The sequence below is a fragment of the Faecalibacterium sp. I4-1-79 genome (assembly GCF_023347235.1).
In the GTDB taxonomy this organism is placed as follows: Bacteria; Bacillota; Clostridia; order Oscillospirales; family Ruminococcaceae; genus Faecalibacterium; species Faecalibacterium tardum.
Genome location: NZ_CP094467.1, coordinates 1,776,285 through 1,802,956, shown reverse-complemented (window position 1 = coordinate 1,802,956; position 26,672 = coordinate 1,776,285). Strand labels below are relative to the sequence as shown.

Below are 26,672 nucleotides of genomic sequence, written 5' to 3'. Positions count from 1 at the left end.
TGGTTGATTTTATGATGAAAGTCAAGCCCGTTAAGCTCGGCAAAACCGAGCGCATGAGCTTCTCCCACATCGACGAAGTCATCAGTATGCCGAACCTGATCGAGGTGCAGAAGAACTCGTATCAGTGGTTTCTGGATGAAGGCCTGAAGGAGGTCTTTCACGATATCGGCACCATTGAGGACTACACCGGCAATCTGGCACTGAGCTTTGTGGACTTCCGGCTGGATAAGGAGCCGAAGTACAGCATCAAGGAGTGCAAGGAACGCGACGTTACCTATGCAGCCCCCCTGCGCGTCACCGCCCGTCTGCTGAACAAGGAGACCGGCGAGGTGAAGGATCAGGAGATCTTCATGGGCGACTTCCCCCTGATGACCGACGCAGGCACCTTTGTCATCAACGGTGCTGAGCGTGCGATCGTCAGCCAGCTGGTCCGCTCTCCCGGTGTGTTCTACGGCCATGCTAAGGATAAAGTCGGCAACGACCTGTATAGCGCCACCATGAACCCCAACCGCGGTGCATGGCTGGAGTACGAGACCGATGCCGCCAACGTGTTCTATGTCCGTATCGACAAGAACCGTAAGCTGCCCGTCACGGTGCTGTGCCGTGCGCTGGGTCTGTCCACCAACGAGGATATCCTGAACTACTTCGGCGAGGACGAGCGCATTCTGGCTACGCTGGAAAAGGATACCACCAAGAACCGTGAGGAAGGTCTGCTGGAAGTTTACCGCAAGCTGCGCCCCGGCGAGCCTCCCACGGTGGAGTCCGCTACCAGCCAGATCGATATGCTGTTCTTCGATCCGCGCCGGTACGACCTGTCCCGTTTCGGTCGCTACAAGATGAACAAGAAGCTGTCTCTGGCACGCCGCATCATGAACTATGTGGCTGCAGAGAACGTGGTGGATCCCTTCACCGGCGAGATCCTCGTCGAGGCTGACAAGAAGATCGACCGCAAGCTGGCTGAGCAGATCGATGCCGCCGGCGTGGATCTGGTGGTGCTGAAGATCGATGATCCCATGAAGGATAAGCCCCACAAGGTCAAGGTCATCACCAACGGCTGCGTGGACGCACAGGCCATCATCGACAACTACTACCCCGCATTCAAGGGTGTGGATGTCAAGGAGTGCGGCATCAACGAGCGCTGCAACCTCAAGGAGCTGCGCAAGATCCTTGATAACGCTTCCAGCGCTGAGGAGGTCATGGAGAGCCTGAAGAAGGATCACGACCTGCTCATCGGCCGTACCGTCACCATCGACGACATCCTGTCTTCCATCAACTATCTGAACGATCTGGGCTACGGCATCGGCACCACCGATGATATCGACCATCTGGGCAACCGCCGTATCCGCAGCGTGGGCGAGCTGCTGCAGAACCAGTTCCGCATCGGCTTCTCCCGTATGGAGCGTGTCATCCGTGAGCGCATGACCCTGCAGAGCCAGGATCAGAGCGTTATCACTCCGCAGGCACTGATCAACATCCGTCCTGTGGTGGCAGCTATCAAGGAGTTCTTCGGCTCCTCTCCGCTGTCTCAGTTCATGGATCAGAACAACCCTCTGGCGGAGCTGACCCACAAGCGCCGTCTGTCTGCTCTGGGCCCCGGCGGTCTGAGCCGTGACCGCGCAGGCTTCGAAGTCCGCGACGTTCATTACAGCCACTATGGCCGTATGTGCCCCATCGAGACCCCTGAAGGCCCCAACATCGGTCTGATCTCCTATCTGGCATCCTACGCCAAGATCAACGAGTACGGCTTCGTGGAGGCTCCCTACCGCAAGGTCAAGAAGATCTACGACGAGAACAACAACCTCATCGAGCAGGTCGTCACCGACGAGGTGGAGTATATGACCGCCGATGTGGAGGACGAGTACGTTGTGGCACAGGCCAACGAGCCGCTGGACGAAGGCAAGCACTTCATCCGTCCCCGTGTGTCTGCCCGCCGCCGCGACGAGATCTTGGAAATCGACGCAGAGAAGGTCGATTACATGGACGTTTCTCCGCGTATGATGGTTTCTGTTGCTACCGCCTGCATTCCCTTCCTGGAGAACGACGACTGTAACCGTGCTCTGATGGGTTCTAACATGCAGCGTCAGGCAGTGCCTCTGATGGTCACCCAGCAGCCCATCGTTGCTACCGGTATGGAGTACAAGGCTGCTACCGACTCCGGCACCGCTGTGCTGGCCAAGAGCAACGGCATTGTGGAGAAGGTCGATGCTGACCACATTGTCGTGCGCAACGAGCAGGGTGCTCTGGAGGATTACTCCCTGATCAAGTTTGCCCGCTCCAACGCAGGCACCTGTATCAACCAGCGCCCCATCGTGGAAGTGGGCGAGACCGTCACCGCCGGTCAGGTGCTGGCCGATGGCCCCGCAATGCGCAACGGTGAGATCTCTCTGGGTAAGAACGCCCTGATCGGCTTCATGACCTGGGAGGGCTACAACTACGAGGACGCCGTTCTGCTGAACGAGAAGATCGTGCGTGAGGACGTGTACACCTCCATCCACATCGAGGAGTACGAGACCGAGAGCCGCGATACCAAGCTGGGACCCGAGGAGATCACCCGCGACATCCCCAACGTTTCTGAGGATGCCCTGAAGGATCTGGACGAGCGCGGCATCATCCGCATCGGTGCCGAGGTCAAGAGCGGCGACATTCTGGTTGGTAAGGTCACCCCGAAGGGCGAGACCGAGCTGACCGCTGAGGAGCGCCTGCTGCGCGCCATCTTCGGCGAGAAGGCCCGCGAGGTGCGCGACACCTCTCTGCGTGTGCCCCACGGCGCATACGGCATCATTGTGGATGTCAAGGTCTTTACCCCGGAGAACAGCGATGAGCTGCAGCCCGGTGTGCGCGAGGTCGTCCGCTGCTATATCGCCCAGAAGCGTAAGATCAGCGTCGGCGATAAGATGGCAGGCCGTCACGGCAACAAGGGTGTCGTTTCCCGCATCCTGCCGCAGGAGGATATGCCCTACCTGCCCGACGGCACTCCGCTGGACATCGTGCTGAACCCGCTGGGCGTGCCTTCCCGTATGAACATCGGTCAGGTGCTGGAAGTCAACCTCGGCTACGCTGCCAAGGCCTGCGGCATCAAGGTCATGACCCCCGTCTTTGACTCTGCTCGTGAGAACGACATCGGCGATACCTTTGATACCGCCCGCGAGATGTGGCACGGCGAGAATGCTCCCGCATATCCCACCAAGCTCCCCAAGATCATGGGCGAGAAGGGTCACATCATTGACTTCTCCAAGATCGAGCTGGATCGTGACGGCAAGACCACCGTTTACGATGGCCGTACCGGTGAAAAGTTCGATAACCGCGTTACCGTTGGTTATATGTACTACCTCAAGCTGCATCACCTGGTTGATGATAAGATCCACGCCCGCTCCACCGGCCCCTACTCTCTGGTTACCCAGCAGCCTCTGGGCGGCAAGGCTCAGTTCGGCGGTCAGCGCTTCGGCGAGATGGAGGTCTGGGCACTGGAGGCTTACGGTGCCGCTTACACCCTGCAGGAGATCCTGACTGTCAAGTCTGACGACGTGGAGGGCCGTGTCAAGACCTACGAGGCCATCGTCAAGGGCGAGCCCATCCCGCAGCCCGGCATCCCCGAGTCCTTCCGCGTTATGTTGAAGGAACTGCAGTCTCTGGGTCTGGACGTGATCGTGCAGGACAAGGACGGCAACGAGATCGACATGCGCCAGAACTTCGACGATGAAGAGACTGGCTTTGATATGCGTGATGTTGCCGGCACCGAGACTGTGGTGCAGGAGAGCGAACTGACCGATTATAACATCAAGGACGCCGATGCAGGTTTCGATGATCCTTCTGTGCTGGAGGATGATAACTCCGGTGCTGAGGCTCCGGCTGCTTCTGACGAAGTAGATTTCTGATTTGGATATTGAACACAGCCTTCGCCCCTTGGCCGCGTGCTGCGGCAGGGGAGAAGTGCTTGTAATCCTGCAACAGAAAAGCCGCCTGTATCATCGAGACAACTAGAGATTAAGAAAGGGTTCGTTTCATGGAAAACAACGTTTTCGATTCCATTAAAATCGGCCTTGCCTCCCCGGAGCAGATCCGCGCTTGGAGCTACGGCGAGGTCAAAAAGCCCGAAACCATCAACTACCGCACCCTGAAACCGGAGCGTGACGGCCTGTACTGCGAGCGCATTTTTGGACCTACCAAGGACTGGGAGTGCCACTGCGGCAAGTACAAGCGTATCCGTTACAAGGGCAAGGTGTGTGATCGTTGCGGCGTCGAGGTCACCAAGGCCAAGGTTCGCCGTGAGCGTATGGGTCACATCGAGCTGGCCGCTCCTGTGAGCCACATCTGGTACTTCAAGGGCATCCCCAGCCGCATCGGCCTGATGCTGGACATCAGCCCCCGCCTGCTGGAAAAGGTGCTGTACTTTGCAAGCTATATCGTCACCGATCCCGGTCTGACCCCGCTGGACAAGAAGCAGCTGCTGACCGAGAAGGAATACCGCGAAATGCGCGATCGCTACGGCGACGAGTTCGAGGCTGCTATGGGCGCCGAGGCTGTCCAGACCCTGCTGAAGGAGATCGATCTGGATCAGCTGAGCGCTGAGCTGACCGCCGAGGTAGAAAAGTCCTCCGGCCAGAAGCGTGTGCGTATCCTCAAGCGTCTGGAAGTTGTCGAGGCTTTCCGCATCTCCGGCAACCGCCCCGAGTGGATGGTCATGGATGTGCTGCCTGTGCTGCCGCCTGACCTGCGCCCCATGGTCCAGCTGGATGGCGGCCGCTTTGCCACTTCCGACCTGAACGACCTGTACCGCCGCGTCATCAACCGCAACAATCGTCTGCGCCGTCTGCTGGAGCTGGGCGCTCCCGACATCATCGTGCGCAACGAGAAGCGTATGCTGCAGGAGGCTGTGGACAGCCTGATCGACAACGGTCGTCGCGGCCGTCCGGTCACCGGCCCCAACAACCGCGCACTGAAGAGCCTTTCCGATCTGCTGAAGGGCAAGCAGGGCCGTTTCCGTCAGAACCTGCTGGGCAAGCGTGTTGACTACTCCGGTCGTTCCGTTATCGTTGTCGGCCCTGAGCTGAAGATGGATCAGTGCGGTCTGCCTAAGGAAATGGCTCTGGAGCTGTTCAAACCCTTTGTCATGAAGGATCTGGTGGAGAAGGGCATTGCCAACAACATCAAGTCCGCCCGTAAGATGGTCGAGCGCGCAAAGCCCGAAGTCTGGGACAGCCTTGAGACCGTCATCAAGGGTCACCCCGTGCTGCTGAACCGTGCACCTACACTGCACCGTCTGGGCATTCAGGCCTTCAACCCCGTGCTGGTGGAAGGCCGTGCCGTCAAACTGCACCCGCTGGCCTGTACCGCATTTAACGCCGACTTCGACGGCGACCAGATGGCAGTCCATCTGCCCCTGAGCGAGGATGCCTGCCGTGAGGCCAAGATGCTGATGCTGGCTTCCGGCAACCTGCTCAAGCCCTCTGACGGCGCACCTGTTACCGTGCCTACGCAGGATATGATCCTGGGCAGCTACTACCTGACCACCGTCCGCGAGAACGATGAGGGCGCAGGCAAGGTGTTCCGTGATGAGAACGAGGTTCTGATGGCTTACGCCGAGCACGTCATCACCCTGCACGCACCCATCAAGGTGCGCCGCACCATGACCATTGACGGCGTGGAGCGCACCGGTCTGGTGGATGCCACCGCCGGCCGCATCATCTTTAACAATCCTATTCCCCAGAATCTGGGCTATGTGGATCGTACCGATCCCGAGCACTGGCTGGAGTACGAGGTCAGCTTCCGCGTGACCAAAAAGACCCTGCCTGAGATCATCTCCCGCTGCATGACCCGCAACGGCACCCGCAAGTGCGCTAAGATGCTGGATGCCATCAAGGCACAGGGCTATAAGTACTCCACCCTGTCCGCAATCTCCGTGGCTGTGTGCGATGCTGTGATCCCGCCCCAGAAGCAGGAGCTGATCGCTGAGGCTGACAAGGAAATCGCCAAGGTCGGCAAGCTGTTCAACCGTGGTCTGATCTCGGATAACGAGCGTTACAACAAGACCATCGATATCTGGCAGAAGACCACCGATAAGGTCTCTAAGGCTCTGGCAGACAACCTGCCCAAGGACAACGAGATCTATATGATGGCAGACTCCGGTGCTCGTGGTTCTATGAACCAGATCAAGCAGCTGGCTGGTATGCGCGGCCTGCTGGCAAACACCGCCGGTCACACCATCGAGATGCCCATTCGTGCAAACTACCGCGAAGGTCTGAATATTCTGGAATATTTCGTTTCTGCCCGTGGTGCTCGTAAGGGTCTGGCCGATACCGCTCTGCGTACCGCCGACTCCGGTTACCTGACCCGCCGCATGGTCGATGTTTCTCAGGACGTCATCGTCCGCGAGATCGACTGCGGCACTACCGATGGCCTGTGGGTCTCTGAGATCCACGAGGGCAAGGAGAAGATCGAGAGCTTCCGCGAGCGTTTGATCGGCCGTTTTGCCGTGGGCGATGTGGTCAACCCCATCACCGGCAAGGTCATCGTGCCCGAGGGCAAGATGATCGACCTGTACGATGCCAACGAGATCGAGGCAGCCGGCATCACCCGCCTGAAGATCCGCAGCCTGCTGACCTGCCGTGCAAAGACCGGCGTCTGCGCACGCTGCTACGGCTCCGATATGGCCAACGGCGAGCCGGTTCGTCTGGGCGAGTCTGTCGGTGTTATCGCCGCAGAGTCCATCGGTGAGCCCGGTACTCAGCTGACCATGCGTACCTTCCATACCGGCGGTATCGCATCTGCCGAGGATATTACACAGGGTCTGCCCCGTGTTGAGGAGTTGTTCGAGAGCCGCCGTCCCAAGAGTATGGCCATCATGAGCGAGATCTCCGGTGTGGTCTCTCAGGACGACACCAAGAAGAACGTGGTCATCAAGGTCACCGGCAAGGACGAGAACGGTGCAGAGGAAGTCAAGAGCTACTCCATCCCGTTCACCCAGCATGCCCGCGTGATGCCCGGCGACCGTGTGGAGAAGGGCGACATCATCACCCGCGAGGGCGTGCTGTACCCGCAGGATATTCTGGCCATCAAGGGTCTGGAGGACGTGCAGAACTACCTGATCAACGAGGTCCAGAAAGTCTACCGTCTGCAGGGCGTTGAGATCAACGATAAGCATATCGAAGTCATCGTCCGTCAGATGTGCCGCAAGGTGCGTGTGACCGACTCCGGCTCCTCCAACCTGATCGGCGGTGCTCTGGCAAGCCGTCTGGAGGTGGAGAACATCAATGCGGATCTGCAGAAGCGCATTGATGCAGGCGAAGAGGGCCTGAAGCTGGTGGAGTACCAGCAGGTACTGCTGGGCATCACCAAGGCTGCTCTGGCCAACGACTCCTTCCTGTCCGCTGCATCCTTCCAGGAGACCACCCGCGTGCTGACCGAGGCCGCCATCAAGGGCAAGGTCGACCCGCTGTCCGGTCTGAAGGAGAACGTCATCATCGGTAAGCTGATCCCCGCCGGTACCGGTCTGCCGGAGGTGCGTGAGGATCTGAAGAACCGTGAGGCTGAGCGCGACGCCGAGGTCGCAGCCGAGCTGGCTGCCTCCGCACAGTAAGCGCAGCATCCGTCAGGATCTGATCCGTTAAACACAACCGCTCCGTGGGCGAAAGCCTGCGGGGCGGTTTTTGCGTGCATAAAGCAGCGCAGCAGGGGAGGAAAAGTCATATTTTCTGCCGAAAACTGCCCAAAAGAAAAAATCTGGAATAAATACAAAAAAATTTGCAAAAACTGTTGACATCCGGCTGCAAAGAGGGTATTATATAACTGTTGCGCGTCCCTCACGGGGATAGTGCGGCAAAAAAGTCGGAAAATGCTTCCGATGTTCATCATTAAGAAAGGAGAAACAAAATGCCTACTTTTAACCAGCTTGTACGCAAAGGCCGTGAGGTCCTGACTACCAAGAGCACCGCTCCCGCTCTGCAGAAGACTTATAACTCTCAGAAAAAGCAGTACTCTGATCTGAGCAGCCCCCAGAAGCGTGGTGTCTGCACTGCAGTTCGTACCATGACCCCCAAGAAGCCTAACTCTGCTCTGCGTAAGGTTGCTCGTGTCCGCCTCACGAATGGTATCGAGGTCACCTCTTACATTCCCGGTATCGGCCATAACCTGCAGGAGCACTCCGTCGTGCTGATCCGTGGCGGTCGTGTTAAGGACCTGCCCGGTGTGCGTTACCACATCATCCGTGGTACCCTGGATACTCAGGGTGTGGCAGGCCGTAATCAGGCCCGCTCCAAGTACGGCGCAAAGCGTCCTAAGGCCGGTGCTGCAAAGAAGTAATTGAGGACAACCGCCATAAACGGCTTTCCTTTATATAAATAACAAGTCCGCTTAAAAGCGGAGGGTAACGGTTTATGTAAGGTCAGCTCTTTGTGACACAACGGGAGTTTTATTACTTTCGAGTACCGATGATATCATTCTGTGAAGGAGGGAAGAAAGATGCCTAGAAGAGGTAACATTGCTAAGCGCGATGTCTTAGCTGATCCTATTTACAATTCCAAGATGGTCACCCGCCTGGTCAACAGCGTCATGCTGGATGGCAAGAAGGGCGTCGCTCAGAAGATCGTTTACGAAGCTTTCTCCATGATTCAGGAAAAGACCGGCAACGATCCTCTGGAGACTTTCGAGAAGGCGATGGAGAACATCATGCCCAGCCTCGAGTGCAAGACCCGCCGTGTTGGTGGCGCTAACTACCAGGTCCCCCTGGAGGTCAGCCCCGCTCGCCGCGAGACTCTGGGTCTGCGCTGGCTGACTGCCTACAGCCGCACCCGTGGTGAGAAGACCATGGCACAGCGTTTGGCTGCTGAGATCATGGATGCTGCCAACAACACTGGTAACGCCGTGAAGAAGCGTGAGGACACTCACAAGATGGCAGAAGCTAACAAGGCTTTCGCACATTTCCGTTATTGATCTGTTCTGTAGGAGGTTAATTTCATGGCTACACCCAGAGAAGTTTCTCTTCAGATGACGAGAAATATCGGCATTATGGCTCATATCGATGCCGGCAAGACGACCACTACCGAGCGTATCCTGTACTACACCGGTATCAACCATAAGATCGGTGAGGTCCACGATGGCGGCGCCACCATGGACTGGATGGTTCAGGAGCAGGAGCGTGGTATTACCATCACTTCCGCTGCTACCACCTGCTACTGGTCTCACTCCGAGACCCAGAAGGATCCGGTTGCGTTCAAGAAGAATCGTCACCGCATCAACATTATCGACACTCCGGGCCACGTTGACTTCACTGTTGAGGTCCAGCGTTCTCTGCGCGTTCTGGACGGTTCTGTGACCGTTCTGGCCGCAAAGGGTGGTGTCGAGCCTCAGTCTGAGACCGTTTGGCGTCAGGCTGATGAATACAAAGTCCCCCGTATGGTGTATGTCAACAAGATGGACACCATGGGTGCTGACTTCTTCCGCTGCATCAAGATGCTGCATGATCGTCTGCACGCCAACGGCGTGGCCATCCAGCTGCCTATCGGTCAGGAGGATACCTTCCGTGGTATCGTTGACCTGGTCGATATGAACGCTGAGGTCTACTACGATGACATGGGCAACGATATGCGTACCGAGCCCATTCCCGAGGATATGCGTGAGCAGGCTGAGGAGTATCACAACATCCTGATCGAGGCTGTTGCTGAGAACGACGAAGAGCTCATGGAAAAGTACCTTGAGGGCGAGGAGATCACCCGTGCCGAGCTGAAGGCTGCGATCCGCAAGGAGACCATCGCTAACACGCTGGTTCCCGTTGTCTGCGGTTCTTCCTACAAGAACCGCGGTGTGCAGAAGCTGCTGGACGCTATCGTTGACTATATGCCCGCTCCTACCGATGTCCCTGACATCAAGGGCGTGAATCCCGAGACTGAGGAAGAGGAGACCCGTCCGTCTTCTGACGACGCTCCCTTCGCAGCTCTGGCTTTCAAGATCGCTACCGACCCGTTTGTTGGTAAGCTGGCATACTTCCGTGTGTACTCCGGTAAGGTTGAGGCAGGTACTACTGTTTACAACTCCGTGAAGGACAACAAGGAGCGTATGGGCCGCATCCTGCAGATGCACTCCAATCACCGCAAGGATATCGACTGCTGCTACGCAGGTGATATCGCTGCTGTTGTTGGTCTGAAGAACACCACCACTGGTGATACTCTGTGTGATGAGAATCATCCCATCATTCTGGAGTCCATGAAGTTCCCCGAGCCCGTTATCCGCGTTGCCATTGAGCCTAAGACCAAGGCTGGTAACGAGAAGATGGGCATCGCGCTGGCAAAGCTGGCCGAAGAGGATCCGACCTTCAAGACCTACACCGATGAAGAAACCGGCCAGACCATCATTGCTGGTATGGGCGAGCTGCATCTGGAAATCATCGTTGACCGTCTGCTGCGTGAGTTCAAGGTTGAGGCAAACGTGGGTGCTCCCCAGGTTGCTTACCGTGAGACCATCCGCAAGGAGGCCAACCAGGAGACCAAGTACGCACGTCAGTCCGGTGGTAAGGGCCAGTACGGTCACGTTAAGATCAAAATCGAGCCCAACGAGCCCGGTAAGGGTTACGAGTTCGTCAACGCCATCGTTGGCGGCGCTATCCCGAAGGAATACATCCCTGCTATCGACAACGGTATTCAGGGTGCTATGAAGTCCGGCGTTCTGGCAGGCTATCCTGTTGTTGATGTCAAGGTCACCCTGTGGGATGGTTCTTATCATGAGGTCGACTCCTCTGAAATGGCCTTCTCCATCGCAGGTTCCATGGCATTCAAGGATGCTATGCGCAAGGCTGATCCCATCATCACCGAGCCCATCATGAAGGTTGCTGTTATCGTTCCCGATGAGTATCTGGGCGATGTTATCGGTGACCTGAACGCCCGCCGTGGTCAGATCCAGGGCATGGAGGCTATGGCCGGTACCCAGCGTATCAACGCATTTGTGCCTCTGGCTCAGATGTTCGGCTACGCTACCGACCTGCGTTCCAAGACTCAGGGTCGTGGCCAGTATGTTATGGAGCCCTCTCACTACGAGCCGGTTCCCAAGAACATTGCTGACCAGATCATTGCTGGCCGTACCAAGGGCTAAGCGCTGTAAAGCATAAGAATTTTGCCGGGGTAGTGTAACTCCGGCAAAATTTCCTGTAAAAGCACTTGATTTTACAGGGCAAATTTAGTAGAATAGCCTTGCAGTGCAATGTCTGCATTTTGCAGGGTTGTTGTAACCAATATCAAAACCTAAATTAAGGGAGGATATTCCAATGGCTGAAAAGGCAAAGTTCGACCGTTCTAAGCCGCATGTTAACATCGGCACCATCGGTCACGTTGACCACGGCAAGACCACTCTGACCGCTGCTATCACCAAGTACTTGGCTCTGAAGGGTGATGCAGAGTTCATGGACTACGCTAACATCGATAAGGCTCCTGAGGAGCGTGCTCGTGGTATCACGATCAACTCCGCTCACGTTGAGTACCAGACCGAGAAGCGCCACTACGCTCACGTTGACTGCCCGGGCCATGCTGACTACGTTAAGAACATGATCACCGGTGCTGCTCAGATGGACGGCGCTATTCTGGTCGTTGCTGCTACCGATGGTCCCATGCCCCAGACCCGTGAGCACATCCTGCTGGCTCGTCAGGTCGGCGTGCCCTATATCGTTGTGTTCATGAACAAGTGCGATATGGTCGACGACGAAGAGCTGCTGGACCTGGTTGAGATGGAGATCCGTGAGCTGCTGACCGAGTACGACTTCCCGGGCGACGACACCCCGATCATTCGTGGTTCCGCTCTGAAGGCTCTGGAGGCTCCCAACGATCCCGAGGATCCCGCTTACGCTTGCATCAAGGAGCTGATGGATGCTGTTGACTCCTACATCCCCAACCCGGATCGTGAGGAGGATAAGCCCTTCCTGATGCCCATCGAGGATGTCATGACCATTTCTGGCCGTGGTACCGTTGCTACCGGTCGTGTTGAGCGTGGTATCGCCAAGGTTGGCGACGCTATGGAGATCGTCGGCATCAAGCCCGATCGTCTGAACACCACCATCACCGGTCTGGAGATGTTCCGTAAGTCTCTGGACTTCGCTGAGGCTGGCGATAACATCGGCGCTCTGCTGCGTGGTGTTGATCGTACCCAGATCGAGCGTGGCCAGGTTCTGGCTAAGCCCGGCACTGTGCACCCCCACAACGTCTTTGAGGCTCAGGTCTACGTCCTGACCAAGGACGAAGGCGGCCGTCACACCCCGTTCTTCTCCAACTATCGTCCTCAGTTCTACTTCCGCACCACCGACGTGACCGGCATCATCACCCTGCCCGAAGGCACCGAGATGTGCATGCCCGGCGATAACGTCATGATGCACGTTGAGCTGCTGACCCCTGTTGCTATGGAAGAGGGCCTGCGTTTCGCTATCCGTGAGGGTGGCCGTACCGTTGGTTCCGGCGTTGTTGGCAAGATCATTGAGTGATTTTGTCTTTGAACGTAAGTTCCAAGGCTAACTAGCAATTTATAAAGACCTTCCCGTTCCGGAGAGCGGGAAGGTCTTTTTGTTTCTTTATGGCAGTTACAAACGGCTTTGTTTCACAGCTCCTTTACCGGGTCAGGGTGTTATAGCAGTCTGCAAAGGCGTGCAGAAAGCCGGTCACTTCCTCCTCTGTGGTAAGATGGCTCAGGCTGATGCGCCAGGAGGAAAGGGCGTTGCGCCGGTCCTGACTGACCGCCAGCACCGCGCGGGAGGGCAGTCCATCGGACGAACAGGCAGATTTGACCGAGACGCACACCCCGCGTGCGTCCAGCTCCCGCTGGAATACGGTGCCCTTTACGCCCTGCACACTCAGGTTCAGGATATGCGGCACAGCGTTTGCCGGGCTGTTGATGCGCATTTTTGGATAGCGGGAAAGTTCTGCACGCAGTCGATCGTTCAGCCTGCGGACTGTTGCGGCGCGGGCGGGAAGCTCCGCAGTAGCCTTTTCCAAGGCCAGCGCCAGCGAACAAGCCAGCGCTACGGTAGGTGTGCCGCTGCGGTAGGGAGTAGTGCTCTCTCCACCATGAATGAGGGGCGGCAGTGCCAGTCCCAGCCGTTTTACCAGTACACCGATGCCGTTGAGCCCGTAAAACTTATGGGCTGTCAGGCTCATGGTGTCCACACCCTCAAACTGTACGGGAATTTTCCCCACAGCCTGCGTGGCGTCCACATGGAAATGGCAGTTGGGATATGCCTTTAAAAGCTCTGCAATTTCCGCAATGGGCTGCACTACGCCCAGTTCGCTGTCTACGGCAGTCACAGCCACCAGCACAGTGTCCGGGCGCAGCCGGTTTTTCAGGTCTGCAAGGTCCACCGTGCCGTCCGGCAGGATGTCCAGCAGCTCTACCTCGTACCCCTGCTTTTGTAGTGCCTCTAGGCTGCCGCTGACGGACGAATGCTCCAGCGGAGTAGAGAGGATGTGCCTGCCTGCCGCACGCCCCAGCGCCGCTAGCCCCTTTACAGCAAGGTTGTTGGCTTCGCTTGCGCCGGAGGTGTAGATGATGCCCGCAGGCGGTGCGCCCAGACAGCGGGCAATGCTGCGGGTCGCCTCGTTTATAGCAGCCTTTGCGGCAGCGCCTGCCTGATGGTGGGCGTTGGCGTTGCCCGGGTAACGCCGCTCTGCTTCACAGAAGCATTGCAGCACCGCCTCGTCCACAGGGGTGTTGGCAGAGTAATCCAGATAGAGCATAAAGCCTCCTGTAATATCAACACATTATAATGGTAGGAAATAAGAGCAGGCTCTATTATAGGGCATTCCGTCCAAAAGCGCAACCCCCGCAGCCTAACAGGCAAGAAAAAGCTGTCAACACCTTGCTGGAAAGCCCAAAATCTGCTATACTTATCAAAAAGGCTGCGGCGCCGCTGCTGCCTTGCCGGAGCGGTTCCGGTTGTTGGAAGGAACACAAAAAGAAGGGGAGGAGCACAATGTTCAAGCATGAGCGACTGCATAGCGGCTTCTTTCCCGTTTTTGTGTGGAGGTCTTGTTCCTGAAATTCAGAGGCACTGCTGTTTCAACGGCAATGCCTCTTTTTTTGGGAATAACAGTACAGGAGGTTTTCTATGAGCGAAAAGATCGATTACTCCAAGGGCGTATATGACGCCAAAAAGCTGGGCACCGGCCGGATGTTCATTCTGGGTGTGCAGCACATGTTTGCCATGTTCGGTGCAACGGTTCTGGTGCCGCTGCTCACCGGCCTGAGCGTTTCCACCACTCTGCTGTGTGCCGGTCTGGGCACGCTGCTGTTCCACCTTATCACCAAAAAGAAGGTGCCTGCATTCCTTGGCTCCTCCTTTGCGTATCTGGGCGGCTTTTCCATCGTGGCTCCCATGCTGGCTGATGCCAATGGCAACCTGACCGTTGCCAACACCAAGATGCTGCCATACGCCTGCGCTGCCGTTGCATTCTCGGGTCTGGTCTATCTGGTGGCCAGCCTGCTGATCTCCACTTTTGGCATCCGCCGCATCATGAAGTTCTTCCCGCCGGTGGTCACCGGCCCCATCATTATCTCCATCGGTCTGATCCTTGCTCCCTCTGCCATCACCAACTGCCAGTCCAACTGGCTGCTGGCCTTTGTGGCACTGGGCACTGTGATCGTGTGCAATATCTGGGGCAAGGGCATGGTCAAGATCCTGCCCATCCTCATCGGCGTGCTGGTCTCCTACGCTGTGGCACTGGTCACCGGCGCAGTGGACTTCCAGAAGATCTCCGAGGCTGCATGGTTGGGCATCCCCCTGCACAAGGAGGCTATGGGTCTGTTTGCCATTGACGGCAGCCCGGAGTTCATCAGCGCTCTGTTCACCATCATCCCCATCGCACTGGCTACCATGATGGAGCACGTTGGCGATATTGCCGCCATCAGCGCCACCGTTGGCCACAACTATATCAATGACCCCGGCCTGAACCGCACCCTGATGGGCGATGGTCTGGCTACCACCATGGCCGGTCTGCTGGGCGGCCCCGCCAACACCACCTACGGCGAGAATACCGGCGTGCTGGCACTGAGCAAGATCTACGACCCGCTGGTCATCCGCATTGCAGCTGTGCTGGCCATCATCCTGAGCTTCAGCCCCAAGTTTGAGGCCGTCATCAACACCATTCCCACCGGCATCATCGGCGGTATCAGCTTCGTACTGTACGGCATGATCTCTGCCATCGGCGTGCGCAACGTGGTGGAGAACCGCGTGGACTTCACCAACAGCCGCAACCTGATCGTTGCCGCCGTCATTCTGGTGTGTGCACTGGGCTTCAACTCTGTGGGCGGCGTTGGCTTTACCGTTGGCAGCGTCACCATCAACCTGTCCGGTCTGGCTGTGGCTGCTATCGCAGGCATTCTGCTCAACGCCATCCTGCCCGGCAATGACTACGAATTTGACGCCACTGCCGGTACCGATGCTGCTACCAGCGGCAACCTGCAGGTCTGATTCCGGTAATGCGCCCAGTTTTCTGCAGTGGAATTTGGGCATCCTGCCAGATTTTAATAAATAGGAATAATTCTTAAAAATATACTTGACTAACTAGGAATTATTCGCTATAATAGAGCCATGGAAAGGGAAGTGCACAAAGCACAAAACTTCTTTCCATGGCTCTTTCTATACCCGGCAGCGCAGCTGCCCAGCATAGAAGCAACAGGCGGGTGGTTTCCGTCCTGTATCATTTTTAACAGATCGAATGGAGGTAAATTCTTATGAAGAAATACGTTTGCACCGTTTGTGGTTATATCGCTGAGGGTGAGATCCCCGCTCAGTGCCCCGTTTGCAAGGCTCCCGCTTCCGCTTTTGTGGAAAAGAAGGGCAACACCTACGTCACCGAGCATGTTGTTGGCATCGGCAAGGCAGAGGGCGTGCCGCAGGAGATCGTTGATGGTCTGCGCGCTAACTTTGAGGGCGAGTGCAGCGAGGTCGGCATGTATCTGGCTATGGCTCGCGTGGCAGAGCGTGAGGGCTACCCCGAGATCGCCGAGGCCTACAAGCGTTATGCTTACGAGGAAGCTGACCACGCATCCCGCTTTGCAGAGCTGCTGGGCGAGGTCGTGACCGACAGCACCAAGAAGAACCTGATGATGCGTGCCGAGGCCGAGTGCGGTGCCTGTGCCGGTAAGATGGATCTGGCCAAGAAGGCTAAGGCTCTGAATCTGGACGCCATCCACGACACTGTCCACGAGATGGCAAAGGACGAAGCCCGTCACGGCCGCGGCTTTGAGGGCCTGCTGAAGCGCTACTTCAACACCGAAGTCTGATAAGGGTTTCCCGGTTATCTATGCTGCCCGCTGCAAGGACATTCCGCCTTGCAGCGGGCTTTTTGTGTTTCAATCATGGTGACGACTTCTTTCGTAAAAATGGAATCTTAAAGATGTGCAAACCGAACGTGGGCGCATTCAAAATCGTCCTACTTACAAAAAAGGCAGCTGCGCAGAATACGCGCAGCTGCCTTTTTTGCATTTGTGGTGCTGATACCCTTACTGAATGCCGGTAACAGGATAATCCTGTGCTTCCACGGCCTTCTTCAGCACCTCATCGTCTACTTCGGCGTTCAGGGTAACGATGGCGGTACCGGCTTCGTGGCTGACAACAGCCTTGTCCACCTGCGGCAGAGCCTCCAGCGCCTTCTTGACGCGGGCTTCACAGTGATGGCACATCATGCCTTCTACGGTCAGGGTCTTTTTCATTGTGGTCTCCTCCTTTTGAGTTGTATCTTCCTCCGCTGCGGGCTGCACAAGGGCAGCGGGCAGGGCAGGGACGTGTTTGGGTGGGTGGTCACGTTTTGCGCTGTGCAGATCAAACAGGTTCAGCCGCAAGGCGTTGCTCACCACGCAGAAGCTGGAAAGGCTCATGGCAGCTGCGCCGAACATGGGGTTCAGCGTCAGCCCCAAGGGAATGAATACACCGGCTGCCAGCGGGATGCCGATGATGTTGTAGATAAATGCCCAGAACAGGTTTTCGTGGATGTTGCGCAGGGAAGCGCGGCTCAGCCGGATGGCGGCGGGCACGTCCGAGAGCTTGGAGTTCATCAGCACGACGTCCGCAGCGTCAATGGCCACATCCGTGCCTGCGCCGATGGCAATGCCGGTGTCAGCGCGGGTCAGGGCAGGGGCATCGTTGATGCCATCGCCTACCATGGCAACCTTGCCGTACTTTTGCAGCTGCCGGATAACAGCCTCCTTGCCCTCCGGCAGCACTCCCGCAATCACCTCGTCAACCCCGGCCTGTCGGCCAATGGCCTCGGCGGTGCGCTGGTTGTCGCCGGTCAGCATCACGACCCGGATACCCATATTTCGCAGCTCCCGGATGGCCTGCGGGCTGTCCTCCTTGATGGTATCTGCTACCGCGATAACGCCCAGCAGACGACCTGCACCGCCAAAGAACAGGGGCGTCTTACCCTGAGCAGCCAGTGCAGCAGCCTGCGTTTGCAGCGCAGCAGGGATAGCGACCTTTGTGCTGGTAAAGGCAGCGCTGCCGCCAAAGATCTCCTTGCCTTCCAGCTTGGCGGTAAGGCCGTTGCCCGGCAGGGCAGTAAAATCGGTAACAGAGGGCAGCTCCAGCTGCTTTTCCTCCGCATAGGCCAGCACTGCCCGTGCCAGCGGGTGCTCGCTGTGGCCCTCCAGCGCGGCAGCCAGCGTGAGCAGCTCGGTCTCGGTCACGCCTGCAGCGGGCAGGAGGTCGGTGACGGTAGGCTCGCCGCAGGTGATTGTGCCGGTCTTGTCCAGCGCCACGATGCGGGTACGACCAGCTTCTTCCAGCGCCGCAGCGGTCTTGAACAGGATGCCGTTCTTCGCACCAAGGCCGTTGCCCACCATAATAGCCACCGGCGTTGCCAGACCCAGCGCACAGGGGCAGCTGATGACCAGCACCGAGATGCCCCGCGCCAGCGCGTAGCCCACATCCCGCCCCAGCAGCAGCCAGACAAGGGTGGTGACCACCGCAATGCTGATGACCGCAGGCACGAAAAAGCCGGATACGGTATCTGCGATCTTTGCAATGGGGGCTTTGGTGGCGGCGGCATCGCTGACCATGCGGATGATCTGCGCCAGCGTGGTGTCCTCGCCCACGCGGGTGGCGCGGCACTGCAAATAGCCGGACTGGTTGGTGGTGGCGGCGCTTACCTTATCGCCCGCGGCTTTGTCCACCGGGATACTTTCGCCGGTCAGGGCGCTCTCGTTCACGGCACTGCTGCCCTCCAGCACAATGCCGTCCACCGGGATGTTCTCGCCCGGACGCACCACAAAGATGTCCTCCTTCTGCACCTGCTCAATGGGCACAGTCACCTCTGCGCCGTCCCGCAGCAAGGTGGCAGTCTTGGGGGCAAGCTTCATCAGGCTCTTGAGTGCATCGGTGGTCTTACCTTTAGAACGTGCCTCCAGCATCTTACCCACCGTGATGAGGGTCAAAATCATGGCGGCGGACTCAAAGTAGAACTCCATCATGTAGTGCATGACCAGTTCCTCGTTGCCGTGCAGCTGCGCATCGGTCATGGCAAACAGGGCGTAGGTGCTCCATACAAAGCTTGCCATCGAGCCCATAGCCACCAGCGTATCCATGTTAGGGGAGCGGTGCACTAGCCCTTTGAAGCCGTTGATGAAAAATTTCTGGTTGATCACCATCACGATGCCCGCCAGCAGCAGCTGTACCAGCCCCATGGCAATGTGGTTGCCGTCGAACCAGCGGGGCAGCGGCCAGCCCCACATCATGTGCCCCATGGAAAAGTACATCAGCACCAGCAAAAAGCCCAGCGAGGCGATGAACCGCCGTTTCAGCTTGGGCGTTTCGTGGTCTGCAAGCGCATCCAGCTCTGCGCTGGTGCTGGCTGCTGCTGCGGCTTTTTTGGGGCTTGCGCCGTAACCGGCCTGCTCCACGGCGCGGATAATGGCGGCATCCTCAGCGGTGCCCTCCACGCCCATGGAGTTTGTCAGCAGGTTTACCGAACAGCCGGTGACGCCCGGCACACTCTTTACGGCCTTTTCTACCCGGGCAGAGCAGGCCGCGCAGCTCATGCCGGTAACATTGAATTGTTCCATTGCTTTTTCTCCTTGTGGTCAGTCTGCCCGGCGGGCGGTCATTTCATCAGCTTGGGCAGCAGCCGGAGCAGTTCTTCCAGCTTTTCGTTGCTGCCGGCACGCAGGTCGTCCGCCACACAGCTGCCGATATGCTGTGCCAGCAATTCCCGGGAAAAGCTGTTCAGCGCCGCATTGGCTGCAGCCACCTGTACCAGAATGTCCACGCAGTAGGCGTCCTTTTCCAGCATTCCGCGGATGCCCCGCACCTGCCCTTCAATGCGGTTCAGCCGGTTGAGCAGGGCTTTGTATTCCTCTTGGCTGCGCTCCTTGTGGCGGCAGCAGCAGGGGACAGCAGCATCTGCCGTAGTGTCCGCCTTTGGCGCATCGTTACAGCAGCAACATTGCCTTTTGCTCTCTTCCATACGGGAAACACTCCTTTCATAAACCCCCATGGGGTATATTTCCTTGCAACAGCAGTATAGCACATAATATCCGACAATTCAAGTAGGAAATCAAGAATAAATGGTGCTGCAAACAAAAAATGGTTCAGAAACGCCGCAGGTGCTTCTGAATCATAAATTTAAAAGTAAAATACCTCTGAACATGGCCAGAGCGTACGCGGAGGCCATTACCGCTGCATATAAGAAAACGAGGGAAGCCCCGCAGGCTTTCCCTCGTTAAAAATTCTTACTTTACTTCCAGAATGCGCGGTGCAAACAGGCTCCACATCTTGCCCCACCAGTACCAGTCGTGGGAGACGTCACCGCCCCAGATCTCCAGATGTGCGGGCATACCCTGATCCTTCAGCAGATCAGCCAATGCCTGTGTGTCATCCAGTGCATCGCCCTCGTAGGCACCTTGACCGGCACAGAGGATCAGGCAGTTCTCTTCTGCCCTGGTCAATGCCAGCTTGTTGGCAATGCCGTTCTCCTGCAGATAGGCAAGGGGAGAGCAGCGCAGCACCATGTCATCACTGTCGGTGCCCCAGAAGCGGGTCAGGTCGTAGATGCCGCCCATGCCCACAGCACCGGCAAACAGGGTGGGACGACGCAGGCGGCAGTGGACGGCGTGGTAAGCGCCCAAGTCCACTCCGGCAGTCCAGATCCGGGTGCCCTTTTTGGCGTTGTTCAGGGTCAGAATGCGGGGAGCCAGCTCAGCGGTCAGGTAGACGAAATATTTCTCCTGCAGCTCGGCGCGGCGGCGCTGGGGCAGATCACCGTTCAAAAGGCCCTCGCCGTCCACGGCATCTGCGCAGAACAGCTGCACCTTGCCCTCGTTCAGCAGCTGGGCAATGGCGTCGGGCATTCCGTTGTTCTCCCAGTCGTAAAAACGGCCGCCGCGGGCGGGCAGCGCCAGCACCGGCACACCAGCATGGCCGTACACCTTAAACTCCATCTCACGGCCCAGAACCGTGCTCCACTCTTTGTAATAGGTACCCTGGATCATAAATCAAGCACTCCTTATTTTATCATTCACCGGCCCGGGCACAGTCGCTGCGCACCGGTGCCGGATTTGGAAGCTATAATCAGACAAACTGGTTGCGCTGCGGGTCGTAATCGTAGCCCACGGCGTGCAGCTTTGCGCACAGACCGGCCTTGTCGGCCTCCAGATCTTCGCACAGCGCATCGAGATCCTTATACTGATCCCGCAGTTTCAGGTTCACCACGCTCAGCAGCATGATGGGATCAACAGGCAAAGACATTTTATTCCTCTCCTTGCGGCAAATAAAAAAGCCGGCCACTCGACAAAGTGACCGGCCACATACACCAAATTAGACAGCGCGGGTAACTTTGCCAGCGCGCAGGCAACGGGAGCATGCGTAGACATACTTGGGAGAGCCCTCCACGACCGCCTTGACACGACGGACATTCGGCTTCCAGGTACGGTTGGAACGGCGATGAGAGTGAGAAACCTTAATACCAAAGGTAACACCCTTGCCGCAGCATTCACACTTAGCCATGGTAATTGCACCTCCTACAGTGAAGTATGGAATCAAAATAATCAGCTTGACTATTTTACCAGAGATACAAAGAAAAAGCAAGTCTTTTTTTAAATTTCTTGCAGCTTTTTGCATTCCCGATGCTGTGGGGCTTGTGCAGGGCACAAAAAAATAGTATTATAAAGGAAGAAATTCATTTTGACAGGAGATTTACATGACCGCACAGGCAATTATCATCCGCGCACTGGTGGCGCTGGTGGCCATTCCGTTCCATGAGGCTGGCCATGCGCTGGCAGCATGGCTGCTGGGCGATGCCACCGCCAAACGCGAGGGGCGTCTTTCGCTGAACCCCTTTGCCCACTTTGACCTGCTTGGCACGCTGTGCATGGTGTTTGCGGGCGTGGGCTGGGCAAAGCCTGTGTCCACCAACCCCCGCAACTTCAAAAACCCCAAATGGGGCATGGCACTTACAGCGCTGGCCGGCCCTGTGGCAAACCTTTTGCTGGCCTACCTTGGCATGGTGGCGTGGAAGGTGCTGTACTACTGGGCACCGGTCAATAACGCCACCATTTATATTGCTATGTTTTTGCGGTATCTGGTGCTGATGAACGTGAGCCTTGCGGTGTTCAACCTCATTCCCGTGCCGCCGCTGGACGGCAGCCGCATTCTGCTGGTGGTGCTGCCGCAGCGCATCTACTTTGGTCTGATGCGGTACGAAAAATATATTATGATCGTCATGCTGGCAGCGGTGTGGGGCGGCTTTCTGGATGTGCCGCTGTACTACCTGAATAACGTGGTGTGGTCGCTTTTGGGCGCAGGCACCGGGTATATTGATAAGATCGCCTACGCCGTTTATGCAAGCAGCCTTGGGGCGGTGATCTGAGTGGCAGAGGAATTGACCTTCCATCTGGAAGATTTTGACGGCCCGCTGGAATTATTGCTGGCGCTGGTGGCCAAACATAAAATGGACTTGCATAATATCCCCATTTTGCAGCTCATCGACCAGTACACCCGCACCGTGGAGCAAGCCGACCCCGACCCCGAGACTGCCAGCGCCTTCATTGAGATGGCGGCGCATCTGGTGGAGATGAAAAGCTTTCTGTTGCTGCCCCGCAGCGAAGAGGGTGAGCGCATGAAGCAGGAACTTACCGGTCAGCTGATCGAGTACGACCAGTGCCGCCGCATGGCGGCTTTGCTGCGCGCAAAAGGAGAAGCCGCCCCGGTGTTCGTGCGCCGTCCTATGGAGATGGAGCTGGACAACACCTACGCGCTGCACCATGCCCCGCAGATGCTTGCGGACTACTGGCAGGCGCTGGCGGGACGCACCAAGACCCGCCGTGTGCCCACCCAGCAGCAGTTTGAGCCGCTGGTCACTGCGCCTATGGTGTCGGTTACCAGCCGGGTGGTGTACATCCTACGCCGGATGCTAGGCGGTACCGTGGCAAAGATGGAGCAGTTGTTTTCCCACAGCCAGAGCCGCAGCACCAACGTAGCTACCTTTCTGGCGCTGCTGGAACTGGTGCGCGGCGGACGCATCGCGCTGGACGACAGGGGAGTGTTGACCATGCGCCGCACCCGCCCGGAACGCAATAAGGAGAACCCATGAACCAGAAACAAACCCTTGCCGCCGTGGAGGCAATGCTTTTTGCCTGCGGCGACCCCATAGGTGCCGATAAGCTGGCACAGGCGGTGCAGCTGCCGCAGTCTACCGTAGAGACCGCGCTGGAAGCCTTGCACACCCGCTACCAGCGGGAGGACAGCGGTCTTTGCCTACTGCATCTCAATACCAGGTGGCAACTTGCCACCAAGACCCAGTGGGCGGACTGTGTGCGCCGCGTGCTGGACAGCCGCCGCGCTGTGCCGCTTGGCCCTGCGGCCATGGAGACCTTGACCGTCATCGCCTACAACCAGCCGGTGTCCCGCGCCTTTATCGAGCAGGTGCGCGGCGTGGACTCCTCCTCCAGCGTGTCCGGCCTGCTGGAAAAAGGTCTGATCGAGGAAGCCGGTCGTCTGGACCTGCCGGGTCGTCCGGTCAGCTTCCGCACCACCGATACCTTTTTGCGTGTGTTCGGTCTGTCCAGTCTGGCAGACCTGCCGCCGGTGCACAGCGATGCACCGGCAGATGATCCGACCGAAAGTGAGGGCTGACCCATGGGCATGGTTCTTTCCGCAGTGGGCGCTTGTCTGCTGTTCATTCTCAAGGTGGTGGGCATCCTGCTGCTGATCATTCTGGTGCTGGCGGCGCTGTTGCTGCTGTGCCCTTTCTGCGCGGATGTCTGCTGGCAAAACGATACGCTCACCGTAAAAGCCGGGGCACTGGGCATCACTTTTCCGGTGTTCCAATACCCAAATTCGGAACCTCCCGCCCAGCCGGAGAAGCCCAAGGGCTTTACCGGCAGACTGAAAGCAAAATTCCGCGCATGGCGTGCGGAGCGTAAGCGCAAAAAGGCTGAAAAAAAAGCTGTGCAGCCCGCAAAGCCCAAGGCTGAAAAGCCGCCCCGCCAAAAGGCAAAGATCACGCTGGATGTGGTCTGCACCATGCTGCGAGGCGTGGGTGCGCTGCTGCGGGCGGTGTTTGGCGCGCTCCGCTTTACAAAGATCTCGGTCTGCCTTGGCGTGCGCGGGGACGACACCGCCGCAGCTGCCCGCAGCTATGGCAAGCTGCAAGCGTGGCTGTACCCGACCCTTGGCGTGCTGGATCGCTTTTTCTTTCTGGAATTTGACAAGCTGCGCGTTCTGCCGGACTTCGGCAGCGCCCAGCCTACCGTACAGGATAGGGTATCCTTCCGGGTCAGCGCACAGGCGCTGTTCATCGTGATTGCTGCCGTGCGGGTGCTGTACGAGTTCTGGCGCAAAAAAGTATTGGACATTTTTATTTGAAGATGATACACTAAATCTATATCAGAATGCTTTCCGGCGGGCGAACGTCTGCACGGATGAATAAAGGAGAGTTGTTTTATGGCAGAGCATCCTATTCAGGGCCTGATGAACGTTACAATGGAAAAGATTCACCAGATGGTGGACTCCAACACCATCATCGGCAAGCCCATCACCACCGAGGACGGCATCACCATTCTGCCGGTGTCCAAGGTGAGCTTCGGCTTCGCTTCCGGCGGTACCGATTTTAACGGCAAGAACGCTGCCAACAAGGATCTGTTCGGCGGCGGCTCCGGTGCCGGTGTCAACATCCAGCCGGTGGCATTTCTGGTCATCAAGGATGGCTGCGTGCGCACCATCCAGCTGTCGGATAGTTCCAACAGTATCGACCGCGCCCTGACCATGCTGCCCGAGCTGGTGGAAAAGCTCACCGCTCTGGTCAAAAAGGACGATAAGGCACCCGCAGAGGAGCCCAAGGCAGAGTAACCCTTTATAGCAACCTAACCGCAGCCGCAGACCTTTTGGCCTGCGGTTTATATAGCCGCGCACCGTGCCCCGCAAAAGCAGGGGAGCGGTGCGCGTTTTGAGCGCCGTGAGGCGCACAAGGAGTAATATTATGGCAGAAGAACGTATTCAGAAGATCATGGCCGAGCAGGGTCTGTGCTCCCGCCGCGCCGCCGAGCAGATCATTGCCGAGGGCCGCGTCAAGGTGAACGGCCACCCGGTCAAGGTGGGCGACAAGATGGACCCCAACCGTGACGTGCTCCATGTGGATGACGAGCGCATCTACATCCAGAAGAACCAGCAGCTGTATTATCTGGCGCTGTACAAGCCCCGTGGCTATGTAACCACCGCTAGCGACGAGTTAGGCCGCAAGACCGTGATGGACTTGGTCAGCGACATCCCCGCCCGCCTGTACCCGGTGGGGCGTCTGGATAAGGACAGCGAGGGTCTGCTGCTGATGACCAACGACGGTGCCTTTGCACAGGCCGTTACCCATCCATCCGGCGGCATCTCCAAGCTGTACCGCGTTACCGTGCAGCCCCGCGCCGATGAAGCCACCATCCTCAAGCTGAGCAGCGGCGTCGTGCTGGACGACGGCACTAAGACCATGCCCTGCGCCATCAACGTGGTCACCGATGAGCCCGGCCGCACCGTGATGGAAATGACCCTGAAAGAGGGCAAGAACCGCGAGATCCGTCGGATGTGCGAGAGCGTGGGTCTTGAGGTGGTGCGCCTGAAGCGCAACGCCGAGGGCGTGGTAAAGCTGGGCATGCTCAAGCCCGGCACCTACCGCGAACTGACTAAGGCCGAGGTGAACGGTCTGCGCGCCGCAGCGGTCAAGGGTCGTGCACAGACCCGCTCTGCTGCCCAGCAGTCCAAGGCTGCCGAGCGCCGTCCCCGCGGCCCTGTGGGCAAAAACGCACCCCGGAAGCAGAAGTAAGGAGTTACCAAATCATGGAACGAGAAACTCTGAAATCCCGTCTGGGCTTTATTCTGCTTTCTGCGGGCTGCGCCATCGGCATCGGCAACGTGTGGAAGTTCCCGTATATTGCCGGGCAGGGCGGCGGTGGTGCCTTTGTGCTGTTCTACCTGATTTTTCTGGTCATTCTGGGTCTGCCCATCATGACCATGGAGTTTGCCGTGGGACGCGCCTCCCGCAAAAGCCCGGTGCGGGCGTATCAGGCACTGGAAAAGCCGGGGCAGAAGTGGCACATCCACGGCTACTTTACCCTCATCGGCTGCTATTTGCTGATGATGTTCTACACCACCGTGGCGGGCTGGATGCTGCACTATTTCTACATGACTGCCACCGGTAAGCTGGCGGGGCTCAACGCCGAGCAGGTAGCTGGTAAGTTTACCGAAATGCTGGCCAGCCCCGCCACCATGACCTTCTGGATGGTATTTGTGGTGGTAGTGAGCATTCTGGTGTGCGCCAAGGGTCTGCAAAGCGGTCTGGAGCGTGTGACCAAGGGCATGATGATCGCCCTGCTCCTCATTATGGTGGTGCTTGCCGTCAACAGCCTGTTCATGCCCGGGGCAAAGGAAGGCCTTTCCTTCTTTCTTGTGCCGGATTTTGCCCGGATGCAGGAGGTGGGCGTGGTCAACACACTGGTCTCCGCTATGAATCAGGCCTTCTTCACCCTGAGCCTTGGAATCGGAGCCATGTCCATTTTTGGCAGCTATATCGGCAAGGAGCACTCTCTGCTGGGCGAGTCTGTCCGCATCGTGGTGCTGGATACCTTCGTAGCTATTACCGCCGGTCTGATCATCTTCCCGGCTTGTTTTACCTACCATGTGGACCAGACCAGCGGCCCCAGCCTGATCTTTATCACCCTGCCCAACATCTTTGCCAATATGTCCATGGGGCGGCTGTGGGGCAGCCTGTTCTTTTTGTTTATGGCCTTTGCAGCCACGTCCACCGTGCTGGCAGTGTTTGAAAATATCATCTGCTGCGGCATGGAACTGACCGGATGCAGCCGCAAAAAGTCCAGTCTGGTGAACCTCGTGCTCATCATCCTGCTGTCCATGCCCTGCGTGCTGGGCTATAACCTGTGGGCATGGGATGGCTTTGCGGTATTCGGCGGTGCTGTGCTGGATGTAGAGGATTTTCTGGTCAGCAACCTCTTTCTGCCGTTGGGCAGCTTGGTGTATCTGCTGTTCTGTGTTACCCGCTACGGCTGGGGCTGGCAGAACTACAAAAAAGAGGTCAATACCGGCAAGGGCCTTAAGGTGCAGGACTGGATGCGCGGCTACCTGACCTATGTGCTGCCGCTCATCGTGGTGTTCATCTTTGCGTTTGGCCTTTACGACAAATTTCTTGCGTGATTTTTTAACAAGTGCGTTCCGCCTT

Annotated in this window: 21 protein-coding genes; 15 read left to right on the top strand and 6 right to left on the bottom strand. The window is 57.5% G+C overall.

The features are described from left to right. The first annotated feature begins 11 nt into the window (after nucleotides 1–11). From rpoB to tuf, 6 genes are all read left to right on the top strand, one after another. Entirely contained in the window at nucleotides 12–3,875 is a 3,864-nt protein-coding gene (rpoB, locus tag MTP36_RS08975; RefSeq protein WP_118657664.1) for a DNA-directed RNA polymerase subunit beta, read from the top strand. Between the two features lie 128 nt (nucleotides 3,876–4,003). Beyond that, on the top strand, nucleotides 4,004–7,576 hold the full coding sequence (gene rpoC, locus MTP36_RS08970) for a DNA-directed RNA polymerase subunit beta' (protein WP_055184524.1): 3,573 nt from the start codon (nucleotides 4,004–4,006) through the stop codon (nucleotides 7,574–7,576). Nucleotides 7,577–7,869: 293 nt separating this feature from the next. Beyond that, nucleotides 7,870–8,298 carry a 30S ribosomal protein S12 gene (rpsL, locus tag MTP36_RS08965; protein WP_005926182.1) on the top strand — a complete coding sequence of 143 codons (429 nt, stop codon included), beginning with the start codon at nucleotides 7,870–7,872 and terminating at the stop codon, nucleotides 8,296–8,298. 159 nt (nucleotides 8,299–8,457) lie between these two features. Then, entirely contained in the window at nucleotides 8,458–8,928 is a 471-nt protein-coding gene (rpsG, locus tag MTP36_RS08960; RefSeq protein WP_005926179.1) for a 30S ribosomal protein S7, read from the top strand. A gap of 24 nt (nucleotides 8,929–8,952) precedes the next feature. Continuing rightward, nucleotides 8,953–11,079: an elongation factor G gene (fusA, locus tag MTP36_RS08955; protein ID WP_256466504.1), complete on the top strand. Its 2,127-nt coding sequence runs from the start codon at nucleotides 8,953–8,955 to the stop codon at nucleotides 11,077–11,079. Nucleotides 11,080–11,251: 172 nt separating this feature from the next. Continuing rightward, nucleotides 11,252–12,454: an elongation factor Tu gene (gene tuf, locus MTP36_RS08950; RefSeq protein WP_055184522.1), complete on the top strand. Its 1,203-nt coding sequence runs from the start codon at nucleotides 11,252–11,254 to the stop codon at nucleotides 12,452–12,454. A 124-nt stretch (nucleotides 12,455–12,578) separates the two neighbouring features. Here tuf and MTP36_RS08945 read toward each other — a convergent pair whose 3' ends face one another. Further along, on the bottom strand, nucleotides 12,579–13,700 hold the full coding sequence (locus MTP36_RS08945; RefSeq protein ID WP_249248004.1) for a cysteine desulfurase family protein: 1,122 nt from the start codon (nucleotides 13,698–13,700) through the stop codon (nucleotides 12,579–12,581). 371 nt (nucleotides 13,701–14,071) lie between these two features. Between MTP36_RS08945 and MTP36_RS08940 the strand changes: the two genes are divergently transcribed. Together MTP36_RS08940 and MTP36_RS08935 are read left to right on the top strand one after the other, a co-directional pair. Continuing rightward, a complete protein-coding gene (locus MTP36_RS08940; protein ID WP_055184518.1) occupies nucleotides 14,072–15,433 on the top strand; it encodes a uracil-xanthine permease family protein in 1,362 nt (453 codons plus the stop codon). 263 nt (nucleotides 15,434–15,696) lie between these two features. Continuing rightward, nucleotides 15,697–16,248, top strand: coding sequence for a ferritin family protein (locus tag MTP36_RS08935; RefSeq protein WP_249239983.1), 552 nt, complete (start codon nucleotides 15,697–15,699; stop codon nucleotides 16,246–16,248). A 219-nt stretch (nucleotides 16,249–16,467) separates the two neighbouring features. On the opposite strand, the gene MTP36_RS08930 is transcribed toward MTP36_RS08935, so the two are convergent. From MTP36_RS08930 to rpmB, 5 genes are all read right to left on the bottom strand, one after another. Continuing rightward, entirely contained in the window at nucleotides 16,468–19,023 is a 2,556-nt protein-coding gene (locus MTP36_RS08930; RefSeq protein WP_249247994.1) for a heavy metal translocating P-type ATPase, read from the bottom strand. Between the two features lie 38 nt (nucleotides 19,024–19,061). Next, on the bottom strand, nucleotides 19,062–19,424 hold the full coding sequence (locus tag MTP36_RS08925) for a metal-sensing transcriptional repressor (RefSeq protein WP_249247984.1): 363 nt from the start codon (nucleotides 19,422–19,424) through the stop codon (nucleotides 19,062–19,064). Nucleotides 19,425–19,689: 265 nt separating this feature from the next. Then, a complete protein-coding gene (locus tag MTP36_RS08920) occupies nucleotides 19,690–20,448 on the bottom strand; it encodes an esterase family protein (RefSeq protein WP_249247978.1) in 759 nt (252 codons plus the stop codon). A gap of 79 nt (nucleotides 20,449–20,527) precedes the next feature. Then, nucleotides 20,528–20,704 carry a DUF4250 domain-containing protein gene (locus tag MTP36_RS08915; protein ID WP_015538456.1) on the bottom strand — a complete coding sequence of 59 codons (177 nt, stop codon included), beginning with the start codon at nucleotides 20,702–20,704 and terminating at the stop codon, nucleotides 20,528–20,530. A 69-nt stretch (nucleotides 20,705–20,773) separates the two neighbouring features. Further along, a complete protein-coding gene (gene rpmB / locus MTP36_RS08910) occupies nucleotides 20,774–20,962 on the bottom strand; it encodes a 50S ribosomal protein L28 (RefSeq protein ID WP_080545321.1) in 189 nt (62 codons plus the stop codon). A 193-nt stretch (nucleotides 20,963–21,155) separates the two neighbouring features. Here rpmB and MTP36_RS08905 point away from each other — a divergent pair, with 193 nt between their 5' ends. The 7 genes from MTP36_RS08905 to MTP36_RS08875 all read left to right on the top strand — a co-directional run bounded on the left by MTP36_RS08905 (nucleotide 21,156) and on the right by MTP36_RS08875 (nucleotide 26,647). Further along, on the top strand, nucleotides 21,156–21,824 hold the full coding sequence (locus MTP36_RS08905; RefSeq protein WP_055184509.1) for a site-2 protease family protein: 669 nt from the start codon (nucleotides 21,156–21,158) through the stop codon (nucleotides 21,822–21,824). After that, nucleotides 21,825–22,547, top strand: coding sequence for a segregation and condensation protein A (locus MTP36_RS08900; protein ID WP_249247970.1), 723 nt, complete (start codon nucleotides 21,825–21,827; stop codon nucleotides 22,545–22,547). Next, a complete protein-coding gene (gene scpB, locus MTP36_RS08895; RefSeq protein WP_055184504.1) occupies nucleotides 22,544–23,089 on the top strand; it encodes an SMC-Scp complex subunit ScpB in 546 nt (181 codons plus the stop codon). The genes MTP36_RS08900 and scpB overlap by 4 nt, the downstream gene beginning before the upstream one ends. 3 nt (nucleotides 23,090–23,092) lie before the next feature. Continuing rightward, a complete protein-coding gene (locus tag MTP36_RS08890) occupies nucleotides 23,093–23,821 on the top strand; it encodes a DUF2953 domain-containing protein (protein WP_249247961.1) in 729 nt (242 codons plus the stop codon). Nucleotides 23,822–23,899: 78 nt separating this feature from the next. Next, nucleotides 23,900–24,304, top strand: a complete 405-nt coding sequence (ytfJ, locus tag MTP36_RS08885) for a GerW family sporulation protein (protein WP_097780192.1) — start codon at nucleotides 23,900–23,902, stop codon at nucleotides 24,302–24,304. Between the two features lie 130 nt (nucleotides 24,305–24,434). Continuing rightward, nucleotides 24,435–25,262 carry a pseudouridine synthase gene (locus tag MTP36_RS08880; RefSeq protein ID WP_005926111.1) on the top strand — a complete coding sequence of 276 codons (828 nt, stop codon included), beginning with the start codon at nucleotides 24,435–24,437 and terminating at the stop codon, nucleotides 25,260–25,262. Between the two features lie 14 nt (nucleotides 25,263–25,276). Beyond that, on the top strand, nucleotides 25,277–26,647 hold the full coding sequence (locus MTP36_RS08875; protein ID WP_249247951.1) for a sodium-dependent transporter: 1,371 nt from the start codon (nucleotides 25,277–25,279) through the stop codon (nucleotides 26,645–26,647). The last annotated feature ends 25 nt before the right edge of the window (nucleotides 26,648–26,672 follow it).

What these genes read in the sequence shown, in the direction of transcription:
- rpsL (WP_005926182.1), top strand. Translation starts at nt 7,870, where the DNA reads ATGCCTACTTTTAACCAGCTTGTACGCAAAGGCCGTGAGGTCCTGACT.
- rpmB (WP_080545321.1), bottom strand. Translation starts at nt 20,962, where the DNA reads ATGGCTAAGTGTGAATGCTGCGGCAAGGGTGTTACCTTTGGTATTAAG.
- scpB (WP_055184504.1), top strand. Translation starts at nt 22,544, where the DNA reads ATGAACCAGAAACAAACCCTTGCCGCCGTGGAGGCAATGCTTTTTGCC.
- fusA (WP_256466504.1), top strand. Translation starts at nt 8,953, where the DNA reads ATGGCTACACCCAGAGAAGTTTCTCTTCAGATGACGAGAAATATCGGC.
- tuf (WP_055184522.1), top strand. Translation starts at nt 11,252, where the DNA reads ATGGCTGAAAAGGCAAAGTTCGACCGTTCTAAGCCGCATGTTAACATC.
- MTP36_RS08905 (WP_055184509.1), top strand. Translation starts at nt 21,156, where the DNA reads ATGACCGCACAGGCAATTATCATCCGCGCACTGGTGGCGCTGGTGGCC.
- MTP36_RS08875 (WP_249247951.1), top strand. Translation starts at nt 25,277, where the DNA reads ATGGAACGAGAAACTCTGAAATCCCGTCTGGGCTTTATTCTGCTTTCT.
- MTP36_RS08945 (WP_249248004.1), bottom strand. Translation starts at nt 13,700, where the DNA reads ATGCTCTATCTGGATTACTCTGCCAACACCCCTGTGGACGAGGCGGTG.
- MTP36_RS08920 (WP_249247978.1), bottom strand. Translation starts at nt 20,448, where the DNA reads ATGATCCAGGGTACCTATTACAAAGAGTGGAGCACGGTTCTGGGCCGT.
- rpoC (WP_055184524.1), top strand. Translation starts at nt 4,004, where the DNA reads ATGGAAAACAACGTTTTCGATTCCATTAAAATCGGCCTTGCCTCCCCG.
- MTP36_RS08880 (WP_005926111.1), top strand. Translation starts at nt 24,435, where the DNA reads ATGGCAGAAGAACGTATTCAGAAGATCATGGCCGAGCAGGGTCTGTGC.
- MTP36_RS08930 (WP_249247994.1), bottom strand. Translation starts at nt 19,023, where the DNA reads ATGGAACAATTCAATGTTACCGGCATGAGCTGCGCGGCCTGCTCTGCC.
- rpsG (WP_005926179.1), top strand. Translation starts at nt 8,458, where the DNA reads ATGCCTAGAAGAGGTAACATTGCTAAGCGCGATGTCTTAGCTGATCCT.
- MTP36_RS08925 (WP_249247984.1), bottom strand. Translation starts at nt 19,424, where the DNA reads ATGGAAGAGAGCAAAAGGCAATGTTGCTGCTGTAACGATGCGCCAAAG.
- MTP36_RS08935 (WP_249239983.1), top strand. Translation starts at nt 15,697, where the DNA reads ATGAAGAAATACGTTTGCACCGTTTGTGGTTATATCGCTGAGGGTGAG.
- rpoB (WP_118657664.1), top strand. Translation starts at nt 12, where the DNA reads ATGATGAAAGTCAAGCCCGTTAAGCTCGGCAAAACCGAGCGCATGAGC.
- MTP36_RS08940 (WP_055184518.1), top strand. Translation starts at nt 14,072, where the DNA reads ATGAGCGAAAAGATCGATTACTCCAAGGGCGTATATGACGCCAAAAAG.
- ytfJ (WP_097780192.1), top strand. Translation starts at nt 23,900, where the DNA reads ATGGCAGAGCATCCTATTCAGGGCCTGATGAACGTTACAATGGAAAAG.
- MTP36_RS08890 (WP_249247961.1), top strand. Translation starts at nt 23,093, where the DNA reads ATGGGCATGGTTCTTTCCGCAGTGGGCGCTTGTCTGCTGTTCATTCTC.
- MTP36_RS08915 (WP_015538456.1), bottom strand. Translation starts at nt 20,704, where the DNA reads ATGTCTTTGCCTGTTGATCCCATCATGCTGCTGAGCGTGGTGAACCTG.